Origin of the sequence: Pseudomonas sp. NPDC089392 (assembly GCF_044749595.1) — a bacterium.
GTDB lineage: Bacteria > Pseudomonadota > Gammaproteobacteria > Pseudomonadales > Pseudomonadaceae > Aquipseudomonas.
Genome location: NZ_JBIVIF010000008.1, coordinates 117483 through 132888, shown reverse-complemented (window position 1 = coordinate 132888; position 15406 = coordinate 117483). Strand labels below are relative to the sequence as shown.

The 15406-nt window shown below is 61.4% G+C and carries 17 protein-coding genes; 12 read left to right on the top strand and 5 right to left on the bottom strand.

All coding sequences use genetic code 11. From position 1 onward, the window contains the following. Positions 1–48: 48 nt before the first annotated feature. Positions 49–369: a YbjQ family protein gene (locus tag ACIP1G_RS10460; protein ID WP_003258990.1), complete on the bottom strand. Its 321-nt coding sequence runs from the start codon at positions 367–369 to the stop codon at positions 49–51. Between the two features lie 57 nt (positions 370–426). Next, a complete protein-coding gene (locus tag ACIP1G_RS10455) occupies positions 427–1311 on the bottom strand; it encodes an EamA family transporter (RefSeq protein WP_400736271.1) in 885 nt (294 codons plus the stop codon). Positions 1312–1496: 185 nt separating this feature from the next. Between ACIP1G_RS10455 and ACIP1G_RS10450 the strand changes: the two genes are divergently transcribed. Then, positions 1497–2699 (top strand): NAD(P)/FAD-dependent oxidoreductase, encoded by a 1203-nt coding sequence (locus ACIP1G_RS10450; RefSeq protein ID WP_400736268.1) that lies wholly within the window; start codon positions 1497–1499, stop codon positions 2697–2699. Positions 2700–2840: 141 nt separating this feature from the next. Here ACIP1G_RS10450 and ACIP1G_RS10445 read toward each other — a convergent pair whose 3' ends face one another. Then, positions 2841–3452 carry an FMN-dependent NADH-azoreductase gene (locus ACIP1G_RS10445; RefSeq protein ID WP_400736265.1) on the bottom strand — a complete coding sequence of 204 codons (612 nt, stop codon included), beginning with the start codon at positions 3450–3452 and terminating at the stop codon, positions 2841–2843. Between the two features lie 133 nt (positions 3453–3585). On the opposite strand from ACIP1G_RS10445, the gene ACIP1G_RS10440 reads away from it, so the two are divergent. Further along, positions 3586–4488 (top strand): LysR substrate-binding domain-containing protein, encoded by a 903-nt coding sequence (locus ACIP1G_RS10440; RefSeq protein ID WP_400736262.1) that lies wholly within the window; start codon positions 3586–3588, stop codon positions 4486–4488. Beyond that, positions 4481–4840: an MmcQ/YjbR family DNA-binding protein gene (locus ACIP1G_RS10435; protein ID WP_400736259.1), complete on the top strand. Its 360-nt coding sequence runs from the start codon at positions 4481–4483 to the stop codon at positions 4838–4840. Before ACIP1G_RS10440 ends, ACIP1G_RS10435 begins: the two co-directional genes overlap by 8 nt. 121 nt (positions 4841–4961) lie before the next feature. Here ACIP1G_RS10435 and ACIP1G_RS10430 read toward each other — a convergent pair whose 3' ends face one another. Next, positions 4962–5375, bottom strand: a complete 414-nt coding sequence (locus tag ACIP1G_RS10430; protein ID WP_400736256.1) for a DUF1294 domain-containing protein — start codon at positions 5373–5375, stop codon at positions 4962–4964. Beyond that, complete coding sequence (locus tag ACIP1G_RS10425) at positions 5368–6198, bottom strand: undecaprenyl-diphosphate phosphatase (protein WP_400736254.1); 831 nt, start codon at positions 6196–6198, stop codon at positions 5368–5370. Before ACIP1G_RS10425 ends, ACIP1G_RS10430 begins: the two co-directional genes overlap by 8 nt. A 298-nt stretch (positions 6199–6496) precedes the next feature. Here ACIP1G_RS10425 and mcpP point away from each other — a divergent pair, with 298 nt between their 5' ends. The 9 genes from mcpP to ACIP1G_RS10380 all read left to right on the top strand — a co-directional run bounded on the left by mcpP (position 6497) and on the right by ACIP1G_RS10380 (position 15303). After that, positions 6497–8131 (top strand): methyl-accepting chemotaxis protein McpP, encoded by a 1635-nt coding sequence (gene mcpP / locus ACIP1G_RS10420; RefSeq protein WP_400736247.1) that lies wholly within the window; start codon positions 6497–6499, stop codon positions 8129–8131. 247 nt (positions 8132–8378) lie between these two features. Beyond that, positions 8379–8945: a nicotinamide riboside transporter PnuC gene (gene pnuC / locus ACIP1G_RS10415; protein ID WP_400736244.1), complete on the top strand. Its 567-nt coding sequence runs from the start codon at positions 8379–8381 to the stop codon at positions 8943–8945. Further along, positions 8942–9511: an AAA family ATPase gene (locus tag ACIP1G_RS10410; protein ID WP_400736241.1), complete on the top strand. Its 570-nt coding sequence runs from the start codon at positions 8942–8944 to the stop codon at positions 9509–9511. Before pnuC ends, ACIP1G_RS10410 begins: the two co-directional genes overlap by 4 nt. Positions 9512–9815: 304 nt before the next feature. Then, entirely contained in the window at positions 9816–10253 is a 438-nt protein-coding gene (locus ACIP1G_RS10405; protein WP_400736238.1) for a hypothetical protein, read from the top strand. A 1-nt stretch (position 10254) separates the two neighbouring features. Then, positions 10255–10833, top strand: a complete 579-nt coding sequence (locus ACIP1G_RS10400) for an adhesin (protein WP_400736236.1) — start codon at positions 10255–10257, stop codon at positions 10831–10833. 51 nt (positions 10834–10884) lie between these two features. Then, positions 10885–12435: a heme utilization protein gene (locus ACIP1G_RS10395; RefSeq protein WP_400736233.1), complete on the top strand. Its 1551-nt coding sequence runs from the start codon at positions 10885–10887 to the stop codon at positions 12433–12435. A gap of 63 nt (positions 12436–12498) precedes the next feature. Further along, the gene (locus ACIP1G_RS10390) at positions 12499–13179 is read left to right on the top strand and encodes a C39 family peptidase (protein ID WP_400736230.1); all 681 of its coding nucleotides are present in this window, start codon (positions 12499–12501) and stop codon (positions 13177–13179) included. Between the two features lie 44 nt (positions 13180–13223). Continuing rightward, complete coding sequence (locus ACIP1G_RS10385; protein ID WP_400736227.1) at positions 13224–13976, top strand: hypothetical protein; 753 nt, start codon at positions 13224–13226, stop codon at positions 13974–13976. Between the two features lie 46 nt (positions 13977–14022). Next, a complete protein-coding gene (locus tag ACIP1G_RS10380; protein WP_400736224.1) occupies positions 14023–15303 on the top strand; it encodes a hypothetical protein in 1281 nt (426 codons plus the stop codon). Positions 15304–15406: the final 103 nt, after the last annotated feature.

Here is a 15406-nt window from a genome sequence, read left to right as displayed (position 1 = left end):
GCGGACCGCCCGGACAAATGTCCTGTACCCGACCAGTGGCAAAACGCTCTATTTCAAGCGTACTGCCGTGCCGGTGGCGAACACCACGACCATACCGCCCTGTACCGACGGCATGCTGATCTCGAAATCCACGCCTACCACCGCATCGGCTTGCAACTGCCGTGCCCGCGCCTTCAGTTCTTCGGTGGCCTGCTCACGGGCCTCGCGCAGCGCGCTTTCCAGGGTTTGCGACCGGCCGCCGAAAAAGTCGCGAAAACGTGCAAAGAAATCGCGCACGAAATTGATGCCCTGCACCGATTCGGAACTGACCACACCCAGGTATTCGGCAATCGGGCGACCTTCAAGCTGGCTGGTGGTGGAAATGATCATGAGGGCGCTCCGTAGGGCTGGCAAAAGAGGCCGATTTTAACAGAGTGCGGCAGTAGGTTACGCACTGACCGCGCGCAAGCGCTGGCCGATCCGAGCGCCGAACACGTTCACCAGCAGCCCGGCCATCACCAGCAAAGCACCCCAGCCCTGAGTTGCAGTCAGGCGTTCGCCCAGCAACAACGCCGAAGAGCTCAGGCCGATCACGGGCACCAGCAACGAGAACGGCGCCACCTTGCCAGCCGGGTGGCGCGACAACAGCTTGCTCCACAGGCTGTAGCCAAGCATGGTGGCGACAAAGGCCAGGTATACCAGCGCCAGCAACGAACTCCAGCTGATATTGGCCAGGGCATGGCCAATGCGCTCGGGCCCTTCCAGCCACCACGACAGCGCCAGGAAGGGCAATGGCGGGATCAGCCCGCCCCAGATCACCAGCGCCACCAGGTCAACCGAGCCGAAGCGTCGGGTAATGATGTTGCCCATGCCCCACATGGCACCGCCACACAGGGTCAACAGCAGCGCCAGCATTGGCACATGGCCACCGTCTTCGCTGCCGATCAACGCCAGGCCACTGGCCGCCACCAGCAGCCCCAACACACTGGCCAGGCGCAACCGCTCACCGAGGAACAGTGCAGCAAAGCCGAGGGTGAAAAAAGCCTGTGACTGCAGGATCAGCGAAGCCAGCCCTGGCGGCATGCCGCTATACATGGCCTGGAACAGGAAAGCGAACTGGCCCAGCGAAATAGTCGCGCCATAGGCGATCAACCAGCGCCAGGGCAACTTGGGCCGCTTGACCAGCAAGATCGCCGGAAACGCCACCAACAAGAAGCGCAAGGCCCCCAACAACATCGGCGGCAAGCCATCGAGACCAACCTTGATCACGACGAAGTTGACTCCCCAGGCGACAATCACCACCAGGGCGATGAGCAGGTCCTTGAGCGGCATTGCAGCTTCCTTCTTCAGGCTTTCTAGACATATTTCGTTACAGCATAAGGCTATTCCTTTGACAGGGACCAGCACAGTTGCGGCCAAGGGTTGCGCAACAGTGACTGTTACAGTTTGCGGAACCTGCCCTCCGCGTCCCGCCAATAGGGTCTACCTTGATAACCGAACTTCTAAGGAGCACAACCATGAAGCAGATCCTGATCATTGGCGCGGGCTTCGCCGGTCTGTGGAGCGCGCTCAGCGCCGTCCGCCAGCTAGACCTGCATGGCAGCAAGGGCGTCGAGGTCACCTTGCTCGCGCCCCAGGCCGAGCTGCATGTGCGCCCGCGCTTCTACGAACCCGACGTACACACCATGGCCGCGCCGTTGCAGGAGCTGCTCGATGCCGTCAACGTTCGCTTCGTGCAAGGCACGGCCTTCCGCATCGACGAAGCGACCCGCAGCGTCAGCTATCGCACACGCAGTGGCACCCAGTGCGCCCTGCCCTACGACCGCCTGATCATGGCCTGTGGCAGTGTGCTCAACCGCCCTGAAATGGTTGGCATCGAACATGTCTTCGATGTAGACAAGATCGACAGCGCCGCACGCCTGGAAAACCATCTCAAAACATTGGCCGGCATGCCCGACACACCAGCACGCAATACTGTGGTGGTAGCCGGGGGTGGCTTTACCGGCATCGAGACCGCCACCGAGCTACCGGCCCGCCTGCGCGAAATCTTGGGTGACGACGCTGCGTTGCGCGTTTTGGTGGTGGACCGCGGCGCAAGGATTGGCGCAGCCCTAGGCGATGGCATCCGCCCGGCTATCGAGCAGGCAATCGAGGCACTAGGCGTGGAATGGGTTTGTGGCGCCACGGTAGCCTCGGTGGACCCTGCCGGCGTATTGCTGGACAACGGCCAGCGCATCGACGCCAATACAACGATCTGGACCGTGGGCTTCAAGGCCAACCCACTCACCGAGCAGATCAGTGGCGAGCGCGACCGCCAGGGTCGCCTGCATGTCGATGGCAACTTGAAGGTCAAGGGCAATGATGCGGTGTACGCAGCCGGTGATGTGGCTTACGCCGCCTGTGACGAGCTTGGCAACTACGCCGTGATGTCGTGCCAGCATGCGATCCCGCTGGGGCGCCATGCCGGGAACAATGCTGCTGCGGAGCTGATTGGCGTGGCACCGAAAACCTACAGACAACCCAAGTATGTAACCTGCCTTGACCTGGGGGCTTGGGGTGCTGTGTATACCGAAGGGTGGGAGCGCGCGGTGTCGCCACCGGAGGACAAGGCCGAGGCCAAGGCGCTGAAGGCACAGATCAATACGGTTTGGATCTATCCGCCTGCGGCCGACCGCGCGGTCGCATTGGCAGCGGCTGACCCGGCTATCCCGGTAGCCTGAAACACCTGTAGGAGCGGCCTTGTGTCGCGATCGGGCCGCAAAGCGGCCCCAGGATTTCAGCGTCGACGCCGAGATTTCTGGGGCCGCTTCGCGGCCCGATCGCGACACAAGGCCGCTCCTACAAAAAGCGCAATCCGTGCGTTAGGCCGCAGCGAACAACTCATTGGCAATCTGCGCCTGGGCAGCATCAATCGCCTGGCTGCGCTGCTCTGGGCCGTAGGCCAGACCATGGGCGCGGACAACTTCCAGGTCGGTCACACCAATAAAGCCGAGGAACACTTTGAGGAAGTCTTCGTGCCCGGCGCCCGTCGGCTGGCCAGCGTGCAGGCCACCTGCGGTGGACACCAGCACCACCTTCTTGTCACCGCACAGGCCTTCCGGGCCAGCTTCGGTGTAGCGGAAGGTCTTGCCGGCAACGGCGACGCGGTCGATCCAGGCCTTGAGCTGGGTCGGTACGGTGAAGTTGTACATCGGCGCACCGATCACCACGGCATCAGCGGCCAGGAATTCTTCCAGGGTTTCCGCGCTCAGCTTGGCTTCGAAGGCCTGGGCTGCGTCGCGCATGTCTTCCGGGGTGCCAGCAGCTACCAGGGTAGCCGCAGAAAAGTGGGCAATGGCGTCGGCAGCCAGGTCGCGGTACACCACTTCCACGCTCGGGTCGGTGGCTTTCCAGGCTTCAACCACTTCGCGGCTCAGCTGGCGGGAGGCGGAATTGTCGCCCAGGATGCTCGAATCGATATGCAACAGTTTCATGGGACTCTCCTGTGATTGAAGACCGCGGCTGTGGGCGATCACGATGGAGAGAATCCTACCGGGATGATTAATGGCTGAAAAGGCGGCAAAAATGCGTTAGTTTGTCTCACAGATAGGACAGTGAGACATTCCGATGCAAGACCTCAACGACCTTTTCTACTTTGCCCGCGTGGTCGAGGCCGGCGGATTCGCCGCTGCCGGGCGCCAGTTGGGCATTCCCAAGTCACGCTTGTCGCGGCGTATTGCCGAGCTTGAAGAACGCCTGGGCACGCGCCTGCTACAACGCACGACACGGCAGCTGAAGCTGACCGCTGTGGGCGAGCGCTACCTGCATCACTGCCAGGCCATGTTGATGGAGGCCGAAGCCGCCGATGAGGCGGTGGCCAGCATGAGCAGCGAGCCGCGCGGGCGATTGCGGGTGTCATGCCCTGTGGCGCTGGCGCATGCCTTTCTACCGGATGTAATCAGCCGCTTTCTTCAACAGTACCCGCTGGTGCAACTGGACATGGTGCTGCTCAACCGCCGGGTCGACCTGATATCCGAAGGCATCGACGTGGCCCTGCGGGTGCGCGACCTGGGCGATGAAGACCCGGCCCTGGTCACCCGCCGCCTGCGCCAGGCACAGATGCAACTGGTTGCCGCGCCCGGCTTTGCCGACCACATCCGCGAACCGAGCGAGCTGGCGTCATTGCCGGTACTGGGCGCCGCCGAGGCAGACCGCCTGGTGCACTTCCGCCTGTTCGGCCCCCATGGCAAGCAGCAGGAAATTGCCCTGGAACCACGGCTGGCCATTGATGATTTCGTGGTACGTAATGCAGCTGTACGGGCGGGCCTTGGGTTTACCGCGCTACCCAGCATGTTCTGCGAAGAAGAGCTGGAACGCGGCGAGCTGGTACGCCTGCTGCCAGACTGGTCACTGCCTGGCGGTTACTTGCAAGCGGTGTACCCGCACCGGCGCGGCTTACTGCCCGCAGTGCGCGTATGGATCGATCACCTGGCGGCGTCGTTCGAGGCCTGTGGAGAACGGTATGTCTGAGCGAAACATGAATGAAGCCCAGGTCGCGGCGTTTTGCCTGAGCCTGCCGGGTGCGCGGGAAGACTACAAATGGGGCGGCATCCGGGTGTTCTCGGTGGCGGGCAACAAGATGTTCGCGGTTCTCGACCTGGCGGGGGCAGGGTTGTCGTTCAAGGTGGCCGATGATTTGTTTCTTGGCTATTGCGACCGCCCAGGTGTGCGGCCTGCACCGTATCTGGCAAGGGCGCGGTGGATCAGCATGGCGCTGCCCTACCCCATGGGGCGGGATGAATTGTGTGATTTGTTGCAGCGCTCGCACCAGCTGGTGGTGCGGCGGTTGCCCAAGCGGGCGCAGGTGGGGTTGTTGATCTAGTCAGCTTGTACCGGCCTCTTCGCGGGTATACCCGCTCCTACAAGTACCCCACAGGTCTCAATGGCGGTGAAAATCCCCGTAGGAGCGGGTTTACCCGCGAAGAGGCCGGTTCAGGCACAAATCAACTAAAAGGCAGAAAGCGCCCGTCGAGAAACAACCAGTCCGCCCAGAACACCTGGTGCACCAGCACAATCCCCCAGAACACCAACTGGTACGAAACCTTGCGCGTCTTGTGCCGAAACAGCTGCTGCGCCAGCAGCGCGCCCGGCCAGCCACCCAACAGCTCACTGGCATGCAACACCTTCTCAGGTGTACGCCAGGCCTGCGTACGCGCCTGCTGTTTATCCTGCCAATACAACAGCAGGCTGATCAGGCTCATTGCCGGGTACAGCGCCAGTGGCCACCAGGCCTGGTCGTTCCAGGCCATGCGCGCCGCACCCAGGCCCGGTAACAGGCACAACAGCGCCAACAGCAGCAGCTTCAGGCGCACAAATCGCACGCCCTGCGCCCGCTGCCCGCGCAGCACCTCAGCCATTTGCCGTGGCCCAGTCAACCCAACCGAACTGCCAGGTCGCCAGAATCAGCAGGCCAAAAACAATGCGGTACCAGGCAAACGCCGCGTAGCTGTGGTTGGCAATGAACTTGAGCAACGCACGCACGGCGATCATGGCAAAGATGAACGAGGTCACAAAGCCAATGGCAAACACCGGCAGATCGCTGGGCTGGAACAGGTCGCGGTACTTGTAGCCCGAATACACCGCCGCACCGACCATGGTCGGCATCGCCAGGAAGAACGAGAACTCGGTCGCCGCCTTGCGCGACAGGCCGAACAACAGGCCGCCGATAATGGTCGAACCGGAGCGCGAAGTACCGGGGATCATCGCCAGGCACTGGATAAAGCCAATTTTCAAGGCATGGCTCCAGCGCATGTCGTCCACATGGTCCACCTCCACGCGGTGCTCGCGGCGTTCGGCCCAGAGCATGATCACACCGCCCACCACCAATGCCGCCGCCACGGTGATGGGGTTGAACAGGTAGTGGTGAATCAGGTCGGCGAACAGTACGCCCAATACCACCGCCGGCATGAACGCCAACAGCAGGTTACCGGTGAAGCGCCGCGCCGTGGGCTGGCTGGTCAGGCCGAAGACCACGTCGAAGATCTTGCCACGAAACTCCCACACCACTGCCAGGATCGCCGCCAGCTGGATGATGATGTTGAAAGCCATGGCTCGTTCGCCGCCAAAACCGATCAGGTCGGCGACGATGATCTGGTGGCCGGTACTGGAGATCGGCAGAAACTCCGTCAGCCCTTCGACCACACCTAAGATGATTGCCTGGAAGGCAGTCCATAAATCCATCATTCCCCCAATGGAGCGCTGCTCGCTGCAGGCCCCTTGTTCTTGATTTGCTTGAAGTTGCCGCAGACGGCCCGGCTGTTTTACAGCGACTGTTGGGCGCAACGCCAGTAGAAAAGTTCAGCGGCCCTCAAGGTTTCATCTTGCGTGGCCGAAATCCTGGCATAGCGCCTTTGCAATCGCGTCATGCCACCCGCTGCAGACTATTACAAAGATATCACTTAGCCATTAGTCGAGTGGGGCTCTGGTGCAAAGCGTGCTTGGATGCACTGAATAAAAAGAACAATGCAGGAGTTCCTGGATGAAGAGCCTGAGATCAATGTCGATCAGCCGTCGTTTGTGGCTGATCCTGCTGGTGGCTGTAGGCATGCTGGTGGTACTGGGCCTGCTGATGCTGCGCCAGCTCCATGGCGACCTGTACCAGGCCAAGGCCGAAAAAACCCGCCATGTGGTACAGACCGCAGCCGGTGTACTGGCCTATTACCAAGGCCTGGAAACGGCCGGCACGCTCAGCCGCGAAGCCGCCCAGCAACAGGCACTGCAAGTGGTGCGCGCCCTTCGCTACGACCACGACGACTACTTCTGGATCAACGACCTCGGGCCGCGGATGATCATGCACCCGGCCAACCCCAAGCTCGACGGCCAGGACCTGTCTGCCGTCCGCGACCCCGACGGCTTTGCCGTGTTCAACGAGATGGTCGCCCTGGCCCGCCAGCAAGACGCTGGGCCGGTCAACTACCGCTGGCCCAAGCCCGGTGCCAGCGAGCCTGTCGCCAAGACCTCTTATATACAGCTGTTCAAGCCTTGGGGCTGGATCATCGGCTCGGGCGTGTACGTCGATGACGTGCAGGCCGAGTTTGCCCGCCAGGTGCGCGACGCCTCGCTGGTTGGCCTGGGCATCGCACTGCTGATGGCGCTGCTGGTCAGGCTGATTGCCCGCAGCATCGCCCGCCCCTTGCAAGAGGCCGTGCAAGCGATGGGCAACATTGCCAGTGGCGAAAGCGACCTGACCCGGCGCCTGGATACCCATGGCCGCGATGAGATCACCCACCTGGGCGAGCACTTCAACCGCTTCAACAGCAAGCTGCAAGGCGTGGTTGGCCAGCTGCAAGGGGCAGCCCACGCCCTGGCCCAGTCTGCCGGGCATGTCGGTGACAATGCCGGCGCCGCGCAACAGCACAGCGCCCAGCAATCGCTGCAGATGGACCAAGTGGCCACCGCCGTCAACGAAGTGACCTATGCCGTGCAAGACGTGGCCAAGACCGCCGAACAGGCCGCCAGCGAAATGCGCGCCGCGCAGCAGCAGGTTGCCCATGGCCAGCAAGCTATCCACGGCAGCCTGGGGCAAATCGATCGCCTGTCGCTAACGATCGACCAGGCCGAGCAGGTGATCCGTGACCTGGCCGGGCACAGCACGCGCATCGGCGGCGTGCTCGACGTGATCCGCGCCATCGCCGAACAGACCAACCTGCTGGCTTTGAACGCAGCCATCGAGGCAGCGCGGGCCGGTGAGCAAGGCCGTGGTTTTGCCGTGGTTGCCGACGAGGTGCGCCTGTTGGCTCAGCGCACGGCACAGTCGACCGCCGAGATCCATACCATGATCGAATACCTGCAAAGTCAGTCGGATGCTGCGGTCAGGGCTATCGACACCAGCAGCGAGGCCTCACGCCAGACCGTCGAGCAAGCCCGCGAGGCCGGTGCCAGCCTGGATGCCATCAACCATGCCCTGAACAACCTCACCGCGTTGAATGCCTCCATTGCCAGCGCCACCTTGCAGCAGTCGCATGTGGTTGAGGAGATCAACCGCAATGTGCTGGACACCGCCGGGTTGTCCCAGCAGACCGCCGATGCGGCGCGGCAGTCCAGCGATGCCGGGGTGGCGCTGGAGCAGTTGAGCGAAGAGCTGGAGCAGTTGCTGCGCCAGTTCCGGGTATAACTTAAAAAAGGCGACGCGGTCGTGGTGGGAGCGGGTTCACCCGCGAAGAAGGCGACGCGGTAAATGGCACCGGCTACGCCGGTGTTCGCGGCTGAAGCCGCTCCCACAGGGTTCTTGGCCAGCTTGTAGAGTTGGCACAAGACAATTGCTCCCTCAAGTTCGAGCGCATCCCAGCCCCGACGCTATACACCTTCACTCTTCGACCCGCTACAATCGCGCCCCTCCCCGCAGTCTCCAAGGATCGCCGATGTCCGGCCTTGAACTCATCGCCGCCGTCCTCGGCGTCACCGCTGTCTGGCTCACGGTCAAGCAGAACGCCTGGTGCTGGCCGCTCGGCCTGGTCATGGTGCTGATCTATGGCTGGCTGTTCTACGAAGTAAAACTGTATTCGGGCATGCTGCTGCAATTGGCCTACGCCATCCTGCAACTCTACGGCTGGTGGCAATGGAAGCGCCCAGGCCACGCCGAAGACGCCCGCCAGGTCTCCCGCCTGCAGCACCCGGCACTGTTCACCGGCCTGGCCGGCGGGGTGCTGCTAAGCGTCGCCTTGGGCGCTGCCATGGCCAACTGGACCGACGCCGCCCTGCCCTGGCTGGACGCCACCCTGACCGGCTTCAGCCTGGTGGCGCAACTGTGGATGGCTCAGAAGCGCCTGCAGTGCTGGCCACTGTGGGTGGTCGTCGACATCGTTTACGTCGGCCAGTACCTGCACCAACAGCTGTACTTCACCGCCGGTTTCTTCGCCGTCCTAACCCTGATTGCCGTGCGCGGTTGGCTGGAATGGCGCCGTGACCCGGCGTTGGTCCAGCCATGAGTACGCAACAGGCCATGAAAGTGCTGGTGTTGTGCGGTCCCGAGTCCAGCGGCAAAAGTTGGCTTAGCGGCGTGATCCAGGCGCATTTCGGCGGCGTGGTAGTGGCCGAGTACGTGCGCCATTTCATCGACCAGGAATGCCGCGATACCTGCTACGCCGATGTCCCTGCCATCGCCCGCGGCCAACTGGGCTGGGAAGACCACGCCCGCGAGCAAGCGCCGCCGCTGCTGATCCTCGACACCCACCTGCTCAGCAACATGCTCTGGAGCCACGCCCTGTTCGCTGACTGCCCGGCTTGGCTGGAACAGGCATTGCTGGCGCGGCACTACGACCTGCACCTGGTGCTGAGCCCGCAAGGTGTGGATTGGGTTGCCGATGGCCAGCGCAGCCAACCCGAGCTGAGTGACCGCCAACGCTTTTTCGACGACAGCCTGCAATGGCTGCAACGGCATAACCAAGTGCACCAGATAATTGAAGGCAATTGGCCACAGCGCCAGTTGCAGGCCCTGCGGGCAGTGGCTAAGCTCACTGATAGCGTTGCGCCACCCCACCCCGCCGACTGTTAAGCCACTGACACACTCCGGGGGGGCAAAACCCCCGAAAACGCGGGGTTTTCCCCCGCTTCGGGGGCAGTGTCAAGCCAGTGATACACACCTGCAAAAACCCTTCCAGTCAATGCAACTGGTGGCTTAGCCAGTAATCTTCGCGGGTACCTGTTTCAGCGCTGAGACAGAATGCGCCGCAAATTGTCATCCATCACACTTAAGCATTTGATCTCCAAGCAATTCTCAAAAGCGGCACACCTTCTGCTCTCTTGTTCGCATCGCTGAACGCTGAACAAGGCCAGCGCACAAAGAAGGAATTGCCGTCGTGAGGAAAACTGACAAAGGCCTTTATCATTTAGTGCTGGTGGGCTGTGTGCTGGGTTCGCTGAGCCTGACGGCCCAGGCGGACAAGGGGATCATCATCATCACCCGCGATGTACAGACGCGCAACGCGACAGTACCGCCGCTGATACCTGACCCGAACCCCACCACGGTCAACGCCAACCCTTCTGCCCACGTGCTCAAACAAACCAACGAGCTGAGTGACGGTGACTTCGCCAACATCAGCAGTGGCGCTGGCATCAGCAACATGATCACCCAGCAGACCAACAACCTGGGCGGCAACCTCGGCAACCAGTCGCAATTGCCCAACTTGTCGGGCGGCCGCGGAACGGGCTCGGGTAATGGCATCTCGAACATGGTCAACTCGAGCCTGCAGCGCGGCCTCGCGCCGTTGCAGATCCTGACTGGCGGGGGCAAGTGAGATGAAGCACATGCTGCTGATTCTGGCCGCCGCCTGCAGTGCCCCGGCCTTCGCGCAATCCCTGGTTCCGGTCATCAACAACGCCGATATCGACAGCTCCGGCAGCGGCTACCAGGGCAACTTTACCGTCAACCAGGCCGCGGGCGACCTGCAGCAACAAGCCAATGCGCGTGCCATCGCCGTCGGGCCTGAAGCGAACGCCAGCACCCAGATACGGCAACGCCTGAACACGCCCGCCGACCCCAGGATGGACGCCCACTCGGCTATCCAGGGCAACGCTTTCAGCAACGGCAGCGGCGCCCTGGGGGTCAACCAGAGCGCCGGCGCCAACACCCAGCAAGCCAACGCACTGAGTATCAGCATTGGTGCACAACCGCAAAGCATCGACGACAGCGTCCTCATGCAACAGAACGTGGCGCTGCTCAACAACTCCGGCCCAACTGACACCACAACTGGCCATCGCCAGGTCACCACCAGTGACCAGGCCTTCACCGGTAGCCGTGGGGTGGTCCAGTTGAACCAGAGTGCCGGGGTGGGAAACCGCATGGCCAACACCTTGAGCATACGGGTCGCGGATTGACCCTCTTAGTTAAGAACGACACTTAACCTAAATAGAGTACGGAGAATCACCATGAAACCCTCGATGGCAATCAAGCCTCTGGTTTTCGCAATTGCTGCGGTCATGGCTGTTGCTGTACAAGCTGCTGATCAGAACGACCGGCGTGGCGGGCACCACAATGGTCACCATAATAACGGCCACCACACGCCTCCTCCAACCAGGATCCCGGTGTATGCCACTGCCAACGCCATGGATAGCCAGCGCAGCACCGGTAACAAAATCTATAACGAAGGGACCGTCAACGAGGCCGAGATGAGCAGCTCGGCAACCGGTGCCAGCGGCAACGTGGGTGTCAACGTGGCGGCCGGTAACGGCAACCAACAGGACAACGCAGCGGCCATTGCCAACGCGTCCTCCGAGTCGAGCCTGGATAACAGCTTTGTGTTCGGCTCTGCCGAAGCCACTGCTGATGTCCGCCAGTTCAGCAACAACAACCGGGTCGACAACTGGTCCACCCAGTCGTCGGCTGTCATGAGCGGCTCGGCCGATGGGGCAGAAGGCAACGTCGGCGTCAACATCGCTGGCGGCGACCTGAACCAGCAGAAAAACACCATGGCCATTGCCAACACTGGCGCGCCACTGGGTAACGCAACCGCCACCGCCTCTGCCGAGCAGAACGGCCCTGGCCTGACCGTGAACAACAACGCCGACCGCACCTACCGTGTGGATACGCTGACCTTCACTACCACCAAAAGCGGTTCGAGCTCGCGGGAAGGCACCTTCAACTCCAGCGACGACCGCAGCTCGTCTTCGAGCTTCAGCGTGGCCGGCTCGCAAAGCGCCAGCAACAGCGGTTCCAGTGGCTGGAATTCCAGTGGCTCGAGCAGCATGAACGCCAGCGGCTCCAACAGCTCCAGCGCCAGCGGCACCAACAGCTCCAATGCCAGTGGCTCGAATAGCGCCAGTGCCAGCGGCTCTAACAGCTGGGATGCCAGTGGTTCTGCCAGCCACACTGCCAGCTCGTCCAGCAGTGCCAGCCTGAACGCCACCCTGGCAGCCGCTGCGGATGCTACCCGTACCCACACCACCGATGACGGCCGTCGCGAACGCACTCGTACCGACAGCTTCGATGCATCGCTCAACGCATCGCTCAATGCGTCGATCGACAAATCGCACGACAGCGCGTCTGACTCGTCGTTCGAAAAAGCGTACGACTCGTCGTTCGACCGGTCGCATGAGTCTGCTTACGACCGCTCTCGCGACTCGTCGTACACCAAGACTCGCGATTCTTCCTACGACAAGTCTCGCGACTCTTCGTATGAGAAGGCTCACGAATCGTCCTATGCCAACGCATCGGAATCGGCGTTCGAGAAATCGGGTGAGAAAGCCAAGCAATCCTCGAACGATGTGGCGAAGAGCTACAGTGAAAGCAGCGCCTACGACCTGAGCAACACCGTGTCCTTCCAAGTGCTGACCCCAACCGGCTGGGCCAACCCTGTGACCAACACTGCAACCCTGAGTGGTTCGGTGAACGGTGGCAGCGGCAACCTGGGCGTGAACGTGGCAGCCGGTGTCGGCAACCAGCAAAGCAACTCGCTGGCCATTTCCAACACCTCGTTCTAAACGCTGCGCTTAAGGCCCCCTTCGGGGGGCCTTTCTTCAACAGAACCCAGAAGGCATCCGATCATGCGCATTATCGCCTTGGCGTTTTTGCTGTGCCTGGCCAGCGTGAGCGAAGCTGCACAAATGCCGCTGTCCGTCCTGCCGGGCGGCGCCGTGGTGTTCAAACCGATCCAGAGCATACGCGAGCGCAAGTTCGCCGACCTGGTGCAACAGAAAACCGACTTCAGTTGCGGCGCCGCCGCACTGGCCACCATCCTGCGCCAGGCCTACTGGCTGGACGTGGACGAACAACAGATCATCGAAGGCATGCTGGCACACGCAGACCAAGACCTGGTGCGTACCCAAGGCTTCTCGATGCTCGACATGAAACGCTACGTGGAAAGCCTGGGCATGCGTGCCCGCGGTTACCGGGTAGCGCCTGACACCCTGCATAACGTGCGTATCCCGGTCGTGGTGCTGATGGACGTGCGTGGCTACAAGCACTTCGTGGTCATGCAAAAAGTAGACAAGGGCTGGGTATACGTCGGCGACCCGGTGCTGGGCCACAAGCGTTACAAGGTCGACGATTTCCTGAAGGGCTGGAACGGCATCATTTTCGCCATCATCGGCCAGGGCTATGACAAAAGTAATGTTTTGCTCGACCCACCTCTGCCATTGACCGCCAAGGGCCGCGTGAACAACTTCACGCCCGTCCAGGATGCAGAGTTGCTGGACTTCGGCTTTATCAAAAGCGACTTCTTCTAACGACTCTTCTAACGATAAGGAGCACGACGCTCCGGGAGCATCCCATGAAGACTCCACTCTGGCTCGCAGTGGCTTGCCTGGCAACCAGCCTGCCAATCCACGCAGAAACATTCAAACCCATTGAACTGAAGGATCAGGAATTGGCGAGCTTGCGTGGCCGCTACGTCATGCCGGGGCGAATCGTGAGTTTCGGCATTGTCATGTCCAGCACCTGGCAAAATGCCAAAGGCGACGTAATCGGTGCGTCAAGCACCCTGCAAGTGCAGCAGTCGACCATCAAGCCTCAATTCTATGTCTCGATGATTGACGAAAAAGGCACAGGCAGCGCCTCACGCACCCCAGTTGCAGCAGGCAGCGGCACCGTGACCGGTGGCAGCGGGCTCAACACCACCGAAGGCGTCACCCAAGTGGTACGCGCCGCCGGCGACAACAATACCGCCTACAACAACGTCGACATCAATGTAACCAAGGGCAACCAGGCGCCCACTGCTCAGCCGCAAGGCCAGGTACTGGCCGCCGGGCAGACGCTGGTCGGCGAAAACGGTGCAGGTGCGCTGAGCGTATCCGCCACTGGCGTGGGCGTGCAATTCAACATCAATGCCAGCAATAACCAAGGCAGCAGCGTACAGCGCCTGGCCCAAGGCGGCCTGATGCAAAACTCCACGCTGCTAGGCAACGGCAACCGCGTCAACAACGTAACTTCGCTAAATGTGGTCATGCGCGAAAGCGTGCCAACAGCCGCTTCGCTGAACGGCAGCCTGGACCAGCTCAAAGGTCTTCGCACATTCGGATACTGATCTACGCTCAGTCTCATCAAAAGTAGTTGGAAGGGACGGCAACTCCATGCACCGATCTTTAACGCTCAAAGCTTTTGTGTGCTTAGCTACCTTGGCCCCGGCCTCAATGATCTACGCAGCTGCCGACCCTCAGGTCGAAGCGCTCAAGCAGGAACTGATCGAACTGAAACGTCGCTATGAAGCCCAACAGCAAGCGCTGATGGTGCTGGAGCAGCGCGTGCGTCAAGTAGAAGAAACCCCTGCTGCGGCACCGCCCAAACGGTTGGTCAAGTCCCCTGCCGAAGGGGTCAAGGGCGCGCAGACTGTCGCTTCTGGCGCGCCTGGTACCACGGGCAGCTCCTACGGCCAGGCGCTGACAGCCGACTCGGAGCCCGCGCAAAGTGTTTCCAACCTGTATGACGAAGCCAGCGGTTTCTTCGGCGGAGGCAAGTTCAGCTTCGAAACCGGCGTCACCTATACCCACTACGATACCCGCGCACTGGTGCTCAACGGCTTTCTGGCGCTGGACTCGATCTTCCTCGGCAGTATCAACCTGGACCGGGTCAAGGCGGATAACTGGACGCTGGACATGACTGCCCGCTACAACCTGGCGCAACGCTGGCAGTTCGACGTCAACGTCCCTGTGGTGTATCGCGAGTCCACCTACTCCTCCGGCGGTGCAGGTGGCGCCGGGGCGAGTACCTCCGATGCCAGCGTGACCCGCGACCCGGAGATCGGCGATGTCAACGTTGGCGTTGCGTACAAGTTCCTGGATGAATCGGAAACCTGGCCAGATGCTGTCGCCACCTTGCGCATCAAGGCTCCGACAGGCAAAGACCCTTATGGCATCAAGCTGCGCCAGGTCGCAGGCAACGACAACCTGTCCGTGCCGGAAAGCCTGCCGACCGGTAACGGCGTCTGGGCGATTACGCCCGGCATCTCGCTGGTCAAGACCTTCGACCCTGCCGTGCTGTTCGGCAGCCTGTCCTACACCTACAACATGGAGGACTCGTTCAGCGACATCAGCCCGCAGGTCAACAGCAAAGTGCCGGGTGACGTGAAACTCGGCGACTCCTGGCAAATTGGCGGCGGTATCGCCTTTGCCCTGAACGAGAAGATGAGTATGTCGTTCTCGGTCTCCGACCAGTTCGCCAGCAAAAGCAAGATCAAACCCGATGGCGGCGAGTGGCAGTCGATCTCAAACAGTGACTACAACGCGGCCAACTTCAACATTGGCCTGACCTTCGCCGCCACCAACAACCTGACCATCGTACCCAACCTGTCCATTGGTCTGACCGACGACGCCCCCGACTTCTCCTTCAGCCTGAAATTCCCCTACTACTTCTGATACTTGCCATCGGCCGGCCTGCGCAAGCGGGCCCGCCTTTTGGTTACCAGCCTTGTACCCGACCGCTTTCCCTGCCCCGGCCTGATATCATCAAGCACAGATG

Excerpts from the sequence above, each read along its gene's own strand:
- ACIP1G_RS10460 (WP_003258990.1), bottom strand. The coding sequence starts at position 369 with ATGATCATTTCCACCACCAGCCAGCTTGAAGGTCGCCCGATTGCCGAA.
- ACIP1G_RS10455 (WP_400736271.1), bottom strand. The coding sequence starts at position 1,311 with ATGCCGCTCAAGGACCTGCTCATCGCCCTGGTGGTGATTGTCGCCTGG.
- ACIP1G_RS10450 (WP_400736268.1), top strand. The coding sequence starts at position 1,497 with ATGAAGCAGATCCTGATCATTGGCGCGGGCTTCGCCGGTCTGTGGAGC.
- ACIP1G_RS10445 (WP_400736265.1), bottom strand. The coding sequence starts at position 3,452 with ATGAAACTGTTGCATATCGATTCGAGCATCCTGGGCGACAATTCCGCC.
- ACIP1G_RS10440 (WP_400736262.1), top strand. The coding sequence starts at position 3,586 with ATGCAAGACCTCAACGACCTTTTCTACTTTGCCCGCGTGGTCGAGGCC.
- ACIP1G_RS10435 (WP_400736259.1), top strand. The coding sequence starts at position 4,481 with ATGTCTGAGCGAAACATGAATGAAGCCCAGGTCGCGGCGTTTTGCCTG.
- ACIP1G_RS10430 (WP_400736256.1), bottom strand. The coding sequence starts at position 5,375 with ATGGCTGAGGTGCTGCGCGGGCAGCGGGCGCAGGGCGTGCGATTTGTG.
- ACIP1G_RS10425 (WP_400736254.1), bottom strand. The coding sequence starts at position 6,198 with ATGGATTTATGGACTGCCTTCCAGGCAATCATCTTAGGTGTGGTCGAA.
- mcpP (WP_400736247.1), top strand. The coding sequence starts at position 6,497 with ATGAAGAGCCTGAGATCAATGTCGATCAGCCGTCGTTTGTGGCTGATC.
- pnuC (WP_400736244.1), top strand. The coding sequence starts at position 8,379 with ATGTCCGGCCTTGAACTCATCGCCGCCGTCCTCGGCGTCACCGCTGTC.
- ACIP1G_RS10410 (WP_400736241.1), top strand. The coding sequence starts at position 8,942 with ATGAGTACGCAACAGGCCATGAAAGTGCTGGTGTTGTGCGGTCCCGAG.
- ACIP1G_RS10400 (WP_400736236.1), top strand. The coding sequence starts at position 10,255 with ATGAAGCACATGCTGCTGATTCTGGCCGCCGCCTGCAGTGCCCCGGCC.
- ACIP1G_RS10395 (WP_400736233.1), top strand. The coding sequence starts at position 10,885 with ATGAAACCCTCGATGGCAATCAAGCCTCTGGTTTTCGCAATTGCTGCG.
- ACIP1G_RS10390 (WP_400736230.1), top strand. The coding sequence starts at position 12,499 with ATGCGCATTATCGCCTTGGCGTTTTTGCTGTGCCTGGCCAGCGTGAGC.
- ACIP1G_RS10385 (WP_400736227.1), top strand. The coding sequence starts at position 13,224 with ATGAAGACTCCACTCTGGCTCGCAGTGGCTTGCCTGGCAACCAGCCTG.
- ACIP1G_RS10380 (WP_400736224.1), top strand. The coding sequence starts at position 14,023 with ATGCACCGATCTTTAACGCTCAAAGCTTTTGTGTGCTTAGCTACCTTG.